Below are 15,435 nucleotides of genomic sequence, written 5' to 3' on the forward strand. Positions count from 1 at the left end.
ACCGCAGACACTCGGCTATCGGCTATATCAGCCCGGTCGAGATGGAGCTAAAATCGGCTTGAACCCTGTCCACTTTTTTGGGGGAAGATCAAGTCTTTCCGCGGCGGCAGTCTGGACTGCTTCGCTACGCTCGCAATGACGCGTTGATGCAGTGGTGCGTAACAGATGCTCTCGTGCCCCGGACGCAGCGCAGCGTCTCCCCGGCGATGCGAAGCATCGTCCGGTTCGACGGTGCGCTGCAGAGCCGGGGCCCATGTGGCGGCGCGTGCTGTGGCCTGCTGGGTCCCGGCTCTGCGCCGCAACGCTAAAAGCGTTGCAGCGTGTCCGGGACACGTGTGTGCTCCCTGCCCTTCTTTGCACGGCTCTCCGCTCTTGTAACAAGACCGTCATGCAGCGAAACTAAACGATCCGGGGGGCCGCGGGTTGCGGCCATGCCGCTCACCGCAGGGAGAGATCTGATGCGCCGTTCATTGCTGTTGCTGTCCGCCGGATTGACCCTGTTGTCCACCGGATTGGCCTCCGCCCAGAACAACACGCCCCGCAATTTGATCCTGTTCATTCCGGACGGTCTGCGCGCGCTGAAGGTCAACCCCGACACCGCGCCCGCCATGGCCGAGGTCCGTGACAAGGGCGTCAACTTCAAGAACCCGCACTCGCTCTTCCCGACCTTCACCATGGCCAACGGCTCGGCGATGTCGACTGGCCATTATCTCGGCGATACCGGCGTGTTCTCCAACACGATCTGGACCGGCTATACCTCCGTCCCGGCCGGCAACACCGTGGTCCCCTTCATCGAGAACGACGAGGTGCTCGGCGACATCGACGAGCATTTTGGAGGCAACTACCTCAACGAGGACACCATCTTGAAGATGGCCCGCGACAAGGGGTACAGCACCGCTGCGCTCGGCAAGCACGGTCCGACGTACCAGTTCGACCATACCGACAAGCCCGAAAAGGCGGGCTTGCATTCGATCGTGTTCGACGACGCCACCGGCGGCAGGCACGGAGTGGCCCTGTCCGACGAAGTGAAGGACGCGCTGACCAAGGCCGGCCTGCCCACCGCAACGCCGCCGCGCGGCGACAATTCCAAGGCGGGCGATGCCAAGACGCCGGGTACCACGGTGGCCAACGTCGCGCAGCAGGCCTATTTCGCCGACGTCGCCGCCAAGGTGGTGCTGCCGATGTTCAAGGCCCGCAACAAGCCGTTCGTGCTGGTGTTCTGGTCGCGCGATCCCGACGGCAGCCAGCACAATACCGGCGACAGCCTCAACCAGATCAAGCCCGGCATCAACGGCCCGACCTCGATGGCCGGCATCAAGAACGCCGACAACAACCTCGCCCAGCTGCGCAGGGCGCTCGACGAGCTCGGGCTCACCGCCTCGACCAACATCATCGTCTCGGCTGACCACGGCTTCTCCACCATCTCGAAGGAGAGCAAGACCAGCGCCTCGGCCAAGGTCGACTACGACGACACGCCGAAGGATTTCCTGCCGATGGGTTTTCTGGCGCTCGATCTCGCCAAGGCGCTCGACCTGCCCTTGTTCGATCCCAACGACAAGAACGCGAAGGTCGAAGGCAACAAGCATCCCAAGGCCGGCAACGGCGTGCTCGGCAAGGATCCGGAGAAGCCCGATCTCGTCGTCGCCACCAATGGCGGCTCCGACCTCGTCTATCTCCCGAACAAGAAGCTGGCGGAGAAGACCATCAAGGCGCTGCTCCAGCAGGACTACGTCTCAGGCCTGTTCGTCGAGGATTCGCTCGGCCGCTTCCCCGGCACGCTGCCGCTGTCTCGCATCAATCTGCACGGCAAGGCCGCGACGCCGACGCCGTCAATCGTCGTCAACTTCCGCTCCTACGCCAGCGATTGCGGCGAGGCGCCGACCAATTCTTCGGTGCAGGTCGCCGACACCGTGCTGCGCCAGGGCCAGGGCATGCATGGCAGCTTCAGCCGCGGTGACACCATGAACTTCATGGCCGCGATCGGACCGGACTTCAAAGCCGGCTTCGTCGACGAGCTGCCGGTCAGCAATGCCGACGTCGGCATGACGGCCGCCCGGCTCATGGGCCTGCGCGCGACGCAGAAAGGAGACCTGGTCGGCCGCGTGATGTCGGAGGCCATGCCCAACGGCACCGTGCCAAAGGCCTATGTCGGCACGCTGAAGTCCAAGCCCGCCGAGGGCGGCCTGACGACAGTGCTGAACTTCCAGCGCATCGGCAGCCAGCGCTATTTCGACGCCGCCGGTTTCCCGGGCCGCACGCTGGGGCTCGAGCAGGACGCCGGCAAACAAAAAACGGCGGGGAAATAACCCCGCCGCTCGATCGCGTCCTCATCGGAGGCGCGTCAATGTTACATGCCCAAGTCTTTACATTCCAATGTCGAACACGTTCGGCAATTGGCCCGCCAGAGGCAGCGCGGTGGCGCCGAGGAACGTCGCCACCATCGCCATCAGGCGACGGTTGTTGTGGCGCTTGCCGCGCATCTGGCCCGCGATCCACTCCAGCATCTCGCTATTGACCTTGGAGGCATAGGACGGCGCCCAGCTCTCGATGTCGGTCTCGGCCGACAGCGCGACGCTGCGCGGCGGCACCTTCAGGCCGGAGGCGCTTGCGGCATAATGGGCAACGGCCTTGGCAAGCAGGTCGTCGAAGCGGCCGCCATCGGTGCGCTCGGTTGCGGCCTCGTTGATCTCGAACAGGACTTCCGCCTCGGCGCGGCTGACCGGCTGGTCGTTGACGGCGGTGGCCGTCAGGATCCGCGTGCACCAGGCGGTGTCGTCGGCATCGAGCGAGCGGGAGAAATGCACCCTTCCCTTGGTGGTCGGGCCTTCGCCGGTGATCACGCCGTCGCGCACGATGGAGAGTGCATGGGCTGCGGTATCGCGGCAGGACGGTTCGAGGGACGAGGACTCGACAGATTTAGGTGCAGCGGCAGACATAGTTCACTTCCAGACTTCTTCCGATCGGCCAGCATTTTCATGCCGGCGTAAAGGGGTGGTTAACGATTCGATACGGGGATCGCGACTTTTCTAGATGGTTGCCAATTGGTCGCTGTCAGGACCGTTTTGGTTCTAGGACGCGCCGGGCGAGCGTGATGGAAGTCATAAAAGGCTTTATCGGGGCGAGCGAGACCGTGTGACCCCGGGTGGAGCTGTTTCGCCGCAGGTGCCGCCGTAACAATAAGTTGCTAGAAAATCTGCCCTTCAAGGCAGGAATTCACATTTTACTTGAGCCTGTTCAGTTTGCGTTCACTTGGCCTTGTAAGACCCCTATACTGAGGCGGACGGCCAGGGAAGAATTTCCAAGTAGATTCAATGCGATGAGGTAAAATCATGACACTTCCGATCGGCACCACCGCACCCGACTTCGAAGCCGAGACCACCGAAGGGAAGATCAAGTTCCACGACTGGATCGGCAACAGCTGGGTGCTCTTGTTCTCGCACCCCAAGGACTTCACGCCGGTTTGCACCACCGAGCTCGGCGCCCTCGCCAAGCTGAAGCCAGAATTCGACAAGCGCGGCGTCAAGCTGATGGGGCTCTCGGTTGACCCCGTCGACAACCACGCCCGTTGGTCGGAGGATATCAAGGAGACGCAAGGCGCAGCTCCGAACTACCCGATGATCGGCGACACCGATTACAACGTCTCGAAGCTCTACGGCATGCTGCCGGCCGCCATTTCGGGCGATCCCCTCAAGCGTACCGCGGCCGACAACCAGACGGTCCGCAACGTCTTCATCATCGGGCCGGACAAGAAGATCAAGCTGGTGCTGGTCTATCCGATGACGACCGGGCGGAACTTCCAGGAGATCCTGCGCGTCATCGACTCGCTCCAGCTCACCGCCAAGCATCGCGTCGCCACGCCGGCCGACTGGTCGCAGGGCGACGACGTCATCATCGCGGGCTCGGTCTCCAACGACGAGGCCAAGACGATCTATCCGCAGGGCTGGAAGGAGCCGAAGCCCTACCTGCGCATCGTGCCGCAGCCGAAATGACTTTTTGCGGTCGCGCATAGCGACCGCAAAAGGTCATCCCGGGGCGATGCGTCAGCATCGAACCCGGGATCTCGAGATTCCGGGCTCGGTCTTACGGACCGCCCCGGAATGACGGTAGCGATTAAGCCGCCCGCACGCGGTCGAGGAAGCCGTCGACCTCTGCCTTCAGATGCAGGCTCTCGCCCGACAGTGCCTGGGCCGAGGCAAACATCCGGCTCGACGTCTCGCCCGTCTCGCTGGCGTCCTTGGCGGCATGTCGGACGTTGACGGCCACCTCGGCCGTGCCTGAGACCGCCGCGCGAACGCTCGCCACGATGTTGTGGGTCGCACTTTTCTGCTGCTCGACCGCAGCCGAGATCGAGCCGGCAATCCCGCTGATGCGCTCGATCGTCTGGCTGATCGCCTTGATGGCGGACACCGATTCCTCGGTCGCGAGCTGCATGCTCTCGATCTGGTTCGAGATCTCGTCGGTCGCTTTCGCGGTCTGGCCCGCCAGCGTCTTGACCTCCTGAGCCACCACGGCAAAGCCGCGGCCGGCATCGCCCGCGCGCGCGGCCTCGATGGTGGCGTTCAGCGCCAGCAGGTTGGTCTGCTCGGCGATCGAGGTGATCAGCTTGACGACATCGCCAATGCGCGCGCCGGCTTCCGAGAGCTGCGCGATGCGCTGGTCGGTGGCCTCGGCCTGCCGGACGGCTTCGGCGGAAATCGCGTTCGATTCCTGCACCCGTCGCGCGATTTCGGAGATCGATTGAGACAGCTCGTCGGAAGCCGATGCCGCCGAACGCACGTGCTCGGAGGCATTTTCGGAAGCGCCCGCGGACTGCGCCGACAGATCGGCGGTGGAGCGTGCGACGTCGGTCAGTTGTCGCGCGGCGCGCTCGAACTCGCCCGACGACGTCAGCACCTTGTCGAGGATGCCGCCGACGCTGCCGCGGAATTCCTCGACGAAGTTGCGCAGGTCGGATTTGCGCTGCTCGACCGCTGCGGCCGAGGCCGCCGCCTGCTCGCTGCGCATGCGCGCCCGCTCCAGCGAATTGCTCTTGAACACCGCGACGGTGCGCGCGATCTCGCCGATCTCGTCGGCGCGATCCTCGCATTCGATCGCAACGTCGCTCTGGCCGTTGGCAAGTGCGGTGAGCGAGTGCGTCACCGAGGTGAGCGGCCGGGTGACGCGACGGACGATCAGCAGGGTCAGGGCCAGCACCAGCAGCGCGGCAAGTCCGGCGGCCGCGGCCATGCTCTCCATCGCATGGGCCAGCATGCTCTCGTACTGGATCATCGGGATGCCGACATAGAGAATGCCGACGACCTTGCCGCCCGCGTCCAGAACCGGGAAATAGGCGGTCATGAACGACTTGCCGAACAGCGTGGCCGGGCCTTTATAGGCCTCGCCACGGCGCAGCGGCGCCTGCCCCGGATGGTCGGCGGCAAGCTGGGTGCCGACGGCGCGGTCGCCGTTTTCCTTTTTGACGTTGGTGGAGCGGCGGACGAACTGCCCGCTCGCATCGTCGAACACGAACAGGGTCGCGTTGCCGCCGACATAGGACACCGCGCGGTCGACGATGGCGTGATCCCTGAAGTCGGGCATTTTGGGGATTTCGGCGCGCACCACCGAGCCATCGCGCATCGTGATCTTGACGGCCGGAACGATCTCGGTGAAGGCCAGCGCCAGCGTGCGCAGGTTGACCTCGATGTCGCGCAATGCGCGATCGTTGAAGGCGGAGGTCAGCGACCAATAGCCGGCGCCGACCACGAGCGCCGTGTTCACGGCGATCAGCAACACGGCGCACAGAACCGCCTTGGTGCCGAGCTTGAACTGCGGCAAGAACTTCCCGGTCAAGACCCTGGACATGAATGGAACCACCCCCGTAATCCCTGCATATTCGTGCAGCCGCCTTACGGTCCGATTAACGACGGGTTCCCGTCGCCGCGCCCGACATGCTTTCCAAATCGTAAACGAGGCCACCCTGACCCCGCCAAGCGTGCCGCCCATCATCGTCTGGTTTCGCGACGACCTTCGCCTGTCCGACCATCCCGCCCTGCACGCCGCCGCGACATCAGGTGCGCCGGTGCTCGGCCTCCACGTCCTCGACGACAGCGTCGGACGTCCGCCCGGCGCGGCAACGCGCTGGTGGCTGGCGCAGTCGTTGCGAGCGCTCGGTACAGCGATCGCTGCGCGCGGCGGATCCCTCGTCCTGCGCCGGGGACCGGCGGCCAGGGTGATCCCGGAACTGGCACGCGAAAGCGGCGCCCGCGCCGTCTACTGGAATGGAATTGCGCAGGCGCCGCATCAGGCCGTCGAGAGCCAGCTCGAGGCGACACTGGCAAAGCTTGGCGTGGACTCGCAAACCTTCCCCGGCGATCTCCTGGTCCCGCCCTCCGCCATCCGCACCAAGGAAGGCCGCGGCTTGCGCGTGTTCACGCCGTTCTGGCGGCGCGTGCTGTCGCTGGGTGATCCGGCAAAACCGCTGCCTGCTCCGAAACAGCTGCGCCCCGCGCCGAAGATCGCCGGCGATGTGCTGGAGAGCTGGAGGCTGGAGCCGGGCAAGCCGGATTGGGCGGGCGGCCTGCGCGAGACATGGACCCCGGGCGAGGCCTCAGCACAAGAGCGCCTGCGCGACTTCCTCAGACACACCGCGGGCGCCTATGTCGGAGACCGCGACCGCCCGGATCGTGAAGGCACCTCAGGCCTGTCGCCGCATTTGAGATTCGGCGAGCTCAGCGCGCGCCAGATCTGGCATGCGGCGCGGTTTGCCGCGGAGGAAGACCCGGCACTCGGGCCGGGCATCGAAAAATTCCTCAGCGAGCTCGGCTGGCGCGAGTTCTGCCGCCACCTGCTCCACGATCATCCCGACCTCGGCAGCGAAAACCTGCAAGCAAATTTCGACGGCTTCCCCTGGAGGCGCGACGTCAGGGCGCTCGCCGCCTGGCAGCGCGGCCGCACCGGCTATCCGATCGTCGATGCCGGCCTGCGCGAGCTCTGGCACACCGGGGTGATGCACAACCGGGTGCGGATGGTGGTGGCCTCATTCCTGGTCAAGCACCTCTTGATCGACTGGCGCGAGGGCGAAGCCTGGTTCTGGGACACCCTGGTCGATGCGGACGCCGGCAGCAATCCCGCCAATTGGCAATGGGTCGCCGGCTGCGGCGCCGACGCCGCGCCCTATTTCCGCGTGTTCAATCCGCAGCTGCAGGGCGAGAGGTTCGATCCGGATGGAACCTATGTCCGGCGCTGGGTACCGGAGCTGAAAGAGATGCCGGCCAAGCTGATCCACCGGCCCTGGCAGGCAACGCCGATCGAGCTCGCGAGCGCAGGCATCACGCTCGGCAAGACCTATCCGCACCCGATCATCGATCACGCGAGGGGACGCGAGCGCGCGCTCGCCGCCTACGCGAAGATCCGCAAAGGTTGAGCGTTGCTTTGACACAATTATGAAACGCGCTATCGTCACCGCTCCATACAAACCGTGGGGGACACGATATGGACGACGATAAGCCGATCACCGAACAGGCGATCGAGACGATCACCAGCGCCGTGGAAGCGACCAAGGACGCGGCAGTCACCGCCGTCAAGAAGGTCAGGAAAGCCGCCAAGAAGGTCACGAAGAAAGTAGCGCCGAAGAAGGCTTCCAAGAAGGCCAAGAAGGCCCCGAAGAAGACTTCGAAGAAAGCCGCCAAGAAGGCCAGCAAGAAATCCTCGAAGAAAGCGGCCAAGAAGACCGCGAAGAAGGCCGCCAAGAAGACTGCAAAGACAAAGAAGAAGGCCAAGAAGGCGAAGCGCTGATCGAAGCGCTCAGATCGGGTCTCCGGATGCGAGCGCGTCCGGAGACCTGTCCTCGCGCTAGAAGCGCCGGTTGACCACGAACACCGCAGCCGCGCACATCGCCATGCCGGCAATCGCCAGTGCATCGAGCTTCTCGCCGAACAGCATGTAGGCCATCAGCGCAGTCACCGCAGGCACGAGATAGAACAGGCTCGCGACCGAGGTCGCCGCAGCGTGGCGGATCAGCCAGTAGAGCAGCCCGATCGACCCGATCGAGAGCGCCACCGCGAGCCAGGCGAGCGCGAGCACGAACTCCCGCGTCCAGTGCACCACGCGGTCTTCGAACAGGAAGGCCCCGATCGCGAAGAAGATGGTGACAGCGACATATTGCACGAGATTGCCGGCGCGCCAGTCGATCTGGTTGCAGTAGCGGCGCTGATAGAGCGTGCCGAGCGTGATGCTGATCAGCGACACCACCGAGGCGAGCCAGCCAAGCCCGGCTTCGCCGGTCATGGGACGGTTGTGCAGGATCATCACCACGCCGCCGAGGCCAAGCACGAGTCCGGTCCATTGCAGTGGCGTCACCCGCTCGCCGAGCCAACGATTGGCAATGGTCGAGGTCAGGATCGGCTGAAGGCCCGGGATCAGCGCGGAGAGCCCGGCAGGGATCGAATGCGCGATCGCGATCGCGGTGCCGCCAAGATAAAAGCCATGGACGAGGATGCCGGCGACCGCGCTGTGCACGATGCCGGTCCGGTCGGGCCATTTCGGCCGCGCAAGGCCGGCAATGATCGCCATCAGGCCGACCACGATCGCCATGCGGATGGCGAGATAGGTCAAGGGATCGGCGTTGTTGACGACGTATTTGGTACCGATGAATCCGGTGCTCCAGAGCAGGACGAACAGGATCGGCGCGGCGCGGGCGGTCAGGGCTTCTTGATTATGATTCATTGCCGCCCTCATTGCCCCAGCGGGGGCCATGCGGCAATGCGAATTTCGTCCGGGACGATGTTGCGTTGCGACGGACGATCGCGGCTCAGCTCAGCCGCTCACCATTCTTCTGGACAGGGGTCGATGATCTTCCAGAGCTCGACGCCGTTCTTGATCTTCTTCATGTCGGTGGTGAGCCCGCCATTTCGCCGAATCCAGTCCTTCACCGTGTCGGGATAGTAGGACATCAGGTCGGACGTCCCCTCGGAGCTGGTTACCTTGATGCCGAAGGTGAAGGCCTTGTCGTAATAGGCTTGATGGAAGCCGAGGCTTGCGCGCGGCGTCACGCAGATCTTGTTCATCGGCACGATGCCGAGCACCAGCGTGCAGGCCGAATTGCAGATGCCGTCGATGATGACGCGCTCGCCCTTCTCGCGGACGCGCTTGTACTTGGCCTTGTATTCCTCGACATAGCCGCCGTGGTCGCGGGTGATGTGCAGCTCGGCCCGCGCCGGCGTGGCGGCGGCGAGGCAGAGCAACAGCAGGCTCAAAAGCGTGATGCGCATGGCGAGGTGACGGCTACAGCCTTCAGGAATGTACCGGCCTCGCAGGAGCCCCCAAAGGCCGGCGTCAGGATTCTTAACCGAATAGTCTTTGGTCCTACTTGTGTGGGGAATTCGTTAAGCATCCCGAAAAGGCCAAAAATGGGCAGGCCTGGGGGGGCCTCCGGCAATTCTGTCACACCCACCCGGGAATCTGCGGGATCGGCCCGGCTTTCCAGGCATCGAACCGGTGCCCCGGCGGCTCGAAGTGGCTATAGATGGCGGACCTATTCGCGCGGGTTCCGGAGAATCAAGATGAGCAAGTTGACGCTAGTCGCCGCGGTTGCTGCCCTGTCGGCCGCAATCCTAGCCCCTGACCTGGCGGAGGCGCGGGGCCATCACCGGCACTACCGCGCCTACGCCAATCCGCTGCCCTACCCGATCAGCTACGTCCACAATTACGGGCCCGGCATCACCCCTGGCACTTTCGCCTTTTACGACGGCCCGTCGACCAACCATTGCTACCAGAGCGCGGCCGCCTATGTCGGCCAGGATCGCCGCCGGCACCCCTGCTACTGAGGGATACCGGCCCCTGCCCTGCGGGGCGCCTCTATTTGGCAGCGCCTGACAGCAGCAATTGCTTCTCGATCTCGTAGACCGGCAGCTTGACGAGATCCTTGCCGACCTCGTTCTGGATCGCCTTGCGCAGGAGGTCCGAGTAATCGGCGCGGATCATGCCAAGCGCGCGCGGTGAGGCCACCATGGTCAGGCCGGTGGTCTCGCCGGAGCTGACGGCGGCATCGAGCCGGCCGGCCAGGCTTCGCAGGAAGGCGCGCTCGGCCTCGTCGTGCCAATCGGTCTGCTCGACCGAGCTGCGGGCGCCCCCGGTAGCGGCATGCAATCGCCCCGGCGCGTCGCTCCCTTGCGCGCTGGTCGAGGGATTGGGCTGCTCGTGCACCTCCTTGGTGTGAAGGTTAGGAAACATCTCGTCGCCGAGGTTTTCCAGAATCAGCGCCTTGCGCCCGTCGCACACCACCAGCCAGTCGCCCTTGTCGATTCTCATTTTATCCATTGCAACTCTCCTTGAAACTTATCGACGCCGCGTCCGGCATCAGAGATGTTCTTCGAATTCCTCGAAGGACTTGCCGAACTGCGTCATCGCCTCCTCCAAATAGTCAGCGAGCATTGGCGTGCCGATCAGGTAGGAAGCCGTGCGCTGGTTGTGCGCCTGCGCGGCCTGGGTATGCAATTCGCTCCAATTGGAAAGATCGCCGTCGCCGCGACCAAGCCAGGTCAACGCCACGAGGTCGATCTGCTCGTCGACGTTGAGATCGCGGATAAAGCCCGCGAGCTCCGCACGGTCGGTGGTCCCGCCGCGCCCATTGCGGCCGTAGCTCATGTCGTCGTCGCCGAACTCCAGGATGACGCCACCTCCGGCCGCCTCGCTGTCGGACCGGCGCGATTTCGAGATGACGAAGAAGACCTTCTCCGGCGAGATCGACAGATTTGGAATGACTCGCATCCTGTTCACCCTGCCCGGCAGCGAGCCCCATGCTGCTACCACGCAGCAACACTATGAGCCGAGGCAGACTTGCGAATTGCGCAGGATCAAGGTCTATGGCACGGCATTGGCCATGCGGCCAAAGCCAGCCCGCCGGGCGAATTTGCTGAAGATCCGTTCATCAGCATTACATTTCGGCTCCGCCACAATTTGATCAGAACAACTTCGATATCCTGTTCCGCCTAAGCGGAGGAAGACATCATGACTCGCAAGATCGGCCTCGTCGCCGCAGGCCTGTTCAGTGCCATGCTGGGTGCCCTGGCGGCATCGCCGGCGGCGTCTGCCATGCCTATCGCGCCGGCGCCTGCAACACCGGATATCGCCGGCGTCGAGCAGGTGCGCATGGTCTGCAACGCCTGGGGGCGCTGCTGGTGGCGCCCGAACTACTATGGATATTACGGGCCGCGGCCATATTACGGGCCTCGATATTATGGGCCGCCGCGCTATTACGGCCCGCGCTATTATGGCTACGGCTATCGCGGCTGGTAATATCTGAAGGGGCCCCCCGGGGCCCCTTCGCATTTGCGAGATCACGACTTGCGCGGTTGTCGCCAGGTTGGAGCGATTCCAAAACTGATCTAGATCAAAGATGAAGGCCGCCCACACCGTCATTCTGCGGCCATGGCCGAGTTTATCGTCTTTCGATGCCCTGAGACGGGCATGAACGTGCAGACGCATCTGGAGAAGCAGGAGAGAACGGAGGGACGAAGCTTTGCGTCCTTTGCCTGTCCCGCCTGCACGCGGCTGCACTTCATCGACCTCGCTTCCGGAAAGCCGATGAGCCGAGAACGTTGACGGTGGCATCGGTCCGACGGACGTCATGGCATGATGTCCGCAATACTACGGCCTGAAATTCGATTTACTGAAACGCGATGTTTCGCCATTGATGGCGGTACATCGACGTCCATTTGATTGTCACATTTCAGTAGCCGGCCAGACCCATGTTGTTCGACGCTCTCGCTCCATCCTCCGCGCTTCAGCTGATCGGCTTTGCCAATGTCGACGCGTTTCGGCCGGTCGAGTCGATGGAGGATGCGCGAAGCATTCCGCTCGACATCCCGAACTTCGCCGCGGCCCGCGCCGTCGTCTCCCTTCCGGCGTGCCGCATCATCATGATGCGATCGTTCGCGCGCATCCTCGATACCGCCTATAGGATGCCGGGCGGGATGGTGATCCTGTCCATGACCGACGACCTCCAGGTCAACCTCAAGGGCCTGGATCTCGATGCGCGCTTCTTCGTTACGCTCCGCGGCAACGACGAATGCCATTTCGTCGAGCCGCAAACCAATCATCATGCGATGATCATCTTCTCCCCTGAGCTGAAAGACCGGGGCTGGTTCGATCACGCCGACGATTTACGGGCCCATGTCGCGAACCGGCCCGCCCTGCTCCACACGCGGCAACTCCTGCTCGACATCCTGCGAACCGCCTCGGTGCAGCCGCTCTTGTTCAAAACCACCGAGGTGGCGGCCCATCTCCAGGAAGGACTGCTGCTCGCGCTCGACGATTTGTTTCAGATCGATCCGATGTCGGATCGCTGCGCCTCGGTCCAGGGCGAGCGTTCGATCAAGCTCGTGCAGCGGATCGACGATTACGTCGCGGCCCGTCCGACCGCGCCGATCTATACCGCCGATCTCGCCGGCGAGTTCGGCGTCTCGACCCGGACGCTCGGCGGCGCGGTGAGCAAGGTGCGGGGCATGAGCCTGCATCAGTACATCCGCCTCAAGAGGCTGTGGGCGACCCGCGCCCGTCTCCTCAAGGGCGGCGGCGCCACCGTTGCCACATGCGCGCGCGCCCAGGGCTTCCATCATCTCGGTGAATTTGCCGCAGCCTACCGCGCGACATTCCACGAGACGCCTTCCGACACGCTGGCCCGCGGGCGGCAAAGCGGTGTCCGTCAGGCTGACTGACGCAGCCAGCCCTTGCGATAGTGACCCGGCCTCAGCGCCGGTTCGGAACATATCTGGAACGGGCTGGACGCAACGCAGAAGTGGCGCGCTCGGAAGGATTCGAACCTCCGACCCTCGGAATCGAAATCCGATGCTCTATCCAGCTGAGCTACGAGCGCCCTGGCCCGGAAAACCGGGCCGCAAACCGATACGCCGGACCAATGCTGGCAAGCCAGCACACCGGACAGCGTTCGGAGGGATTCGAATTAGCAGAGAGGCCGCTCAATAAAAAGCCCTCCCCGCCTCGTTTCGGGGCGGATCGAAGGCGCTCTCACCAGGTCGTGTTGAAGAGGCCAAAATGCGGCTGCTGCGCGACCAGCATCATCGGCCGGCCGGGCGGCGGGGCCGAATGCGCCCTCACGACCTTGCGCTTGGGCTGAGGCGGAGAAGCCGGAGGCGTCTGCGCCTGGGCCTGAGACCTGCCATCGCTCCTTCCGGCTGCTGCGGCGTCGGCCTTCGAGCCCGGCGTGAACTGGGCGAATGTCTCGCGCACCCGCGCCTTGGCCGACATTTCCGCGAGAGCGGCCGACGCGCTGTCCTGCACCGGCGGCTGAGGCGCGACGACAGCGGCTGTCTTCACCGCAGGCGGGACGATCGTGGGCTGGGTGGTGTCGAGCACGACACGCTCGGGCAGATGGCGATCGGAGCGGATCCGGATCAGCGGCTGATCATTGCTTACGGTGGCGACGGCCTGAGCAACCGGCTGCGATGGCCGAACGAAGTCTGCTGCGAATAGCAGTGCGAGCAAAGCTCCACCGACATAGACGAAATAGCGAAAGATGGGCATTGGCCACGCTCCGCCCCCCGCATCCCCGCGTGGGCTCTTCGCCTCAACAGGCGATCTCTTAATTGGTTCCTAGCCCAGCCGTTCGGTTCAAATGGCGATGCGAGGTTTTTTCGCCAAGGGCCAAGGAGGGTAACTTTTCCGCTACCGGAACATGCCGCCGCTACGCGCGGCGCGCTGCAACCAGCGAGCATTTCGCCTGATCGGCATTCACGTTGACGAAGCCGACGGAAATCCGCGCAAAGGTCTTGCGGCTCTTCATGCTGACCGGATCTGCTAGCACGCGACGGCGATCGGTGAGATGGCTGCCGTCACGCCGCACAAACGCGCAGACGATTTCCAGATCCTTTACGGCATAGTCATTGTCGTTTCGCAGCGTAAACGTCACCAGGGCTTTTGAGCCAAGACCGCCGCGGCGCCAGGTCTGCGACGAAATCCTGAGACGACCGAGGTCTACCACGGCCGGTACCTGAGCTTCGGCAGCCGGCGATGCCGATGCTGCCGGATCGCCCGAAGGAGCCGCCTCGACGGCTGCCACCTCCGACTTCACCTGCTCAGCGCTATTGCCTTTGGAGGGAGGCAGCAGCATCCAGACGCCGCAGCCGACGATGATGGCGGCCAGCAGCCACAGAAGGCTGCGGCCAAATGAGACGCTTGCGATCGTGACGGCCCGCGCCACTCGTTCGCCGGTCCTGGCAAAGCGCCCCCATCCGATCCGATCGAGCCTGGCGTTCATGGTTGGATCACCGATCGCGGCCGAAGCCCGTCCAACGACGGAATGGGCCACTGCTTACCTTAATCCGGAAGACGACCTAAGGTTCCCGCGCAGTTGCGAATCGGCAAGGGCGGTGGTGATCACCGGCCACGGCCGCTAACATGCACTGCAACATCAAAGCCCCGTTGGGAGAACATGAAATGCCAGTCGCCGTCACTTGGGATCACGTCCATCTGCGCAGCCCCGACCCGGAGGCCACGGCGGCCTGGCTGCGGGACATCCTCGGTGGCGAGATCGTCCACGCGCCGGGACGGATCGACGTGAACCTTGGCGGTGCCAGGATATTCATCGCGCCGCTCGAAGGCGACAGCGCCGTCAACCCGCCGCCTCCGCACCCGCATCAGGGCCTCGACCATTTCGGGTTGACGGTGAAGGACATCGATGCCGTCGCGGCCGAGATCAAGGCCAAGGGCGTCACCTTCACGCGCGAGCCGACCACGATCCGGCCCGGCGTGCGCATCTGCTTCATCCGCGGCCCCGAAGGCATCTCCATCGAGCTGCTCGAGCGCGACAAGAAATATACCTGACGCGGCGCATGCCGCGTCAACGCACCGGACGACACGCCGCCCGGCGCGGCTAAGTCATGCTACCCGGCATGAAGCAGCGGACGGTGACGCCCATGTAGCCGTAGATCGGCCATACCATGGTGCGCCCCACCCGGTTCGGCTCGGAGATCACGGCCTCCTCGGGGACGTCGACCCAGACCAGTTCCTGCGGCTGTCCTTCGAGCCCGGAGCCGTAGCGCGGGAGGCGGACGCGATAGTGCCCGTCCTTGCTGTCCCAGTCGGTATCCGAGAGCGCCGAGCCGTCGGCATCGGAGCAGCACGGCCCCTTGCCGCTGCGCAGGCCATCGAACCAGGCTTTCAAATCCGCATTGGTGTTGGCGAACTGGCCGCGGTCGCGCGCATGGCCGATGGGGGCTGCGAGCCCAACCAGGACCAGGGCCGCTGCCAGTCGCGTCACGCCTCGCCAGCGAGTTGCGCCGCCGGAACGTCGTCGTTCGCTTTTGCAATTCGTGGGACGCGCATTGTACAGGCGCGGCTCATCGCCGCCGGAATCGATCCAGTTGCTCATCGTCTTGCTCCAGCACCCCGCGGCCGGTGCAGCTATTGCTGTGCATTTCGCGGGCCAACCTCGATTCG

Annotated in this window: 18 protein-coding genes and 1 tRNA gene; 9 read left to right on the top strand and 10 right to left on the bottom strand. The window is 64.2% G+C overall.

Going from position 1 to position 15,435, the window contains the following annotated elements; genetic code table 11:
* The first annotated feature begins 458 nt into the window (after window positions 1-458).
* Window positions 459-2,306, top strand: coding sequence for an alkaline phosphatase family protein (locus XH84_RS36995; RefSeq protein WP_128919673.1), 1,848 nt, complete (start codon window positions 459-461; stop codon window positions 2,304-2,306).
* A gap of 57 nt (window positions 2,307-2,363) precedes the next feature.
* Here the strand turns inward: XH84_RS36995 and XH84_RS37000 are convergent, their stop codons facing one another.
* Entirely contained in the window at window positions 2,364-2,936 is a 573-nt protein-coding gene (locus XH84_RS37000) for a hypothetical protein (protein ID WP_128919672.1), read from the bottom strand.
* Between the two features lie 393 nt (window positions 2,937-3,329).
* Here XH84_RS37000 and XH84_RS37005 point away from each other — a divergent pair, with 393 nt between their 5' ends.
* A complete protein-coding gene (locus XH84_RS37005; RefSeq protein WP_128919671.1) occupies window positions 3,330-3,989 on the top strand; it encodes a peroxiredoxin in 660 nt (219 codons plus the stop codon).
* Window positions 3,990-4,110: 121 nt separating this feature from the next.
* Here the strand turns inward: XH84_RS37005 and XH84_RS37010 are convergent, their stop codons facing one another.
* The gene (locus tag XH84_RS37010) at window positions 4,111-5,841 is read right to left on the bottom strand and encodes a methyl-accepting chemotaxis protein (protein WP_128919670.1); all 1,731 of its coding nucleotides are present in this window, start codon (window positions 5,839-5,841) and stop codon (window positions 4,111-4,113) included.
* 115 nt (window positions 5,842-5,956) lie between these two features.
* On the opposite strand from XH84_RS37010, the gene XH84_RS37015 reads away from it, so the two are divergent.
* Both XH84_RS37015 and XH84_RS37020 read left to right on the top strand, forming a co-directional pair.
* Window positions 5,957-7,402, top strand: a complete 1,446-nt coding sequence (locus tag XH84_RS37015; RefSeq protein ID WP_164936283.1) for a cryptochrome/photolyase family protein — start codon at window positions 5,957-5,959, stop codon at window positions 7,400-7,402.
* Window positions 7,403-7,470: 68 nt separating this feature from the next.
* A complete protein-coding gene (locus XH84_RS37020; RefSeq protein ID WP_128948687.1) occupies window positions 7,471-7,773 on the top strand; it encodes a histone in 303 nt (100 codons plus the stop codon).
* 57 nt (window positions 7,774-7,830) lie between these two features.
* Here XH84_RS37020 and XH84_RS37025 read toward each other — a convergent pair whose 3' ends face one another.
* Window positions 7,831-8,703 (bottom strand): DMT family transporter, encoded by an 873-nt coding sequence (locus tag XH84_RS37025; RefSeq protein ID WP_128919669.1) that lies wholly within the window; start codon window positions 8,701-8,703, stop codon window positions 7,831-7,833.
* A gap of 98 nt (window positions 8,704-8,801) precedes the next feature.
* Window positions 8,802-9,248 (bottom strand): hypothetical protein, encoded by a 447-nt coding sequence (locus tag XH84_RS37030; RefSeq protein ID WP_011088070.1) that lies wholly within the window; start codon window positions 9,246-9,248, stop codon window positions 8,802-8,804.
* Window positions 9,249-9,539: 291 nt separating this feature from the next.
* Here XH84_RS37030 and XH84_RS37035 point away from each other — a divergent pair, with 291 nt between their 5' ends.
* The gene (locus XH84_RS37035) at window positions 9,540-9,803 is read left to right on the top strand and encodes a hypothetical protein (protein WP_128919668.1); all 264 of its coding nucleotides are present in this window, start codon (window positions 9,540-9,542) and stop codon (window positions 9,801-9,803) included.
* A 31-nt stretch (window positions 9,804-9,834) separates the two neighbouring features.
* Here XH84_RS37035 and XH84_RS37040 read toward each other — a convergent pair whose 3' ends face one another.
* Both XH84_RS37040 and XH84_RS37045 read right to left on the bottom strand, forming a co-directional pair.
* Entirely contained in the window at window positions 9,835-10,296 is a 462-nt protein-coding gene (locus XH84_RS37040; RefSeq protein ID WP_128919667.1) for a host attachment protein, read from the bottom strand.
* A 39-nt stretch (window positions 10,297-10,335) separates the two neighbouring features.
* Window positions 10,336-10,746, bottom strand: coding sequence for a DUF3775 domain-containing protein (locus tag XH84_RS37045; protein WP_128919666.1), 411 nt, complete (start codon window positions 10,744-10,746; stop codon window positions 10,336-10,338).
* A gap of 240 nt (window positions 10,747-10,986) precedes the next feature.
* Here XH84_RS37045 and XH84_RS37050 point away from each other — a divergent pair, with 240 nt between their 5' ends.
* From XH84_RS37050 to XH84_RS37060, 3 genes are all read left to right on the top strand, one after another.
* Window positions 10,987-11,274, top strand: a complete 288-nt coding sequence (locus tag XH84_RS37050; protein WP_128919665.1) for a hypothetical protein — start codon at window positions 10,987-10,989, stop codon at window positions 11,272-11,274.
* Between the two features lie 171 nt (window positions 11,275-11,445).
* A complete protein-coding gene (locus tag XH84_RS41545; protein WP_283811999.1) occupies window positions 11,446-11,580 on the top strand; it encodes a hypothetical protein in 135 nt (44 codons plus the stop codon).
* A 146-nt stretch (window positions 11,581-11,726) separates the two neighbouring features.
* Complete coding sequence (locus XH84_RS37060) at window positions 11,727-12,695, top strand: AraC family transcriptional regulator (protein ID WP_164936281.1); 969 nt, start codon at window positions 11,727-11,729, stop codon at window positions 12,693-12,695.
* Between the two features lie 81 nt (window positions 12,696-12,776).
* Here the strand turns inward: XH84_RS37060 and XH84_RS37065 are convergent.
* The 3 genes from XH84_RS37065 to XH84_RS37075 all read right to left on the bottom strand — a co-directional run bounded on the left by XH84_RS37065 (window position 12,777) and on the right by XH84_RS37075 (window position 14,254).
* Window positions 12,777-12,853: transfer RNA gene (locus XH84_RS37065), tRNA-Arg, on the bottom strand.
* 152 nt (window positions 12,854-13,005) lie between these two features.
* Entirely contained in the window at window positions 13,006-13,521 is a 516-nt protein-coding gene (locus tag XH84_RS37070) for a hypothetical protein (RefSeq protein ID WP_128919663.1), read from the bottom strand.
* A 160-nt stretch (window positions 13,522-13,681) separates the two neighbouring features.
* Window positions 13,682-14,254: a hypothetical protein gene (locus tag XH84_RS37075; protein WP_164936280.1), complete on the bottom strand. Its 573-nt coding sequence runs from the start codon at window positions 14,252-14,254 to the stop codon at window positions 13,682-13,684.
* A 179-nt stretch (window positions 14,255-14,433) separates the two neighbouring features.
* Here XH84_RS37075 and XH84_RS37080 point away from each other — a divergent pair, with 179 nt between their 5' ends.
* Window positions 14,434-14,820: a VOC family protein gene (locus tag XH84_RS37080; RefSeq protein ID WP_128919661.1), complete on the top strand. Its 387-nt coding sequence runs from the start codon at window positions 14,434-14,436 to the stop codon at window positions 14,818-14,820.
* Window positions 14,821-14,869: 49 nt separating this feature from the next.
* On the opposite strand, the gene XH84_RS37085 is transcribed toward XH84_RS37080, so the two are convergent.
* Window positions 14,870-15,367 carry a hypothetical protein gene (locus XH84_RS37085; RefSeq protein ID WP_128919660.1) on the bottom strand — a complete coding sequence of 166 codons (498 nt, stop codon included), beginning with the start codon at window positions 15,365-15,367 and terminating at the stop codon, window positions 14,870-14,872.
* Window positions 15,368-15,435 lie beyond the last annotated feature (68 nt).

Origin of the sequence: Bradyrhizobium nanningense, assembly GCF_004114535.1 — a bacterium.
GTDB lineage: Bacteria > Pseudomonadota > Alphaproteobacteria > Rhizobiales > Xanthobacteraceae > Bradyrhizobium > Bradyrhizobium nanningense.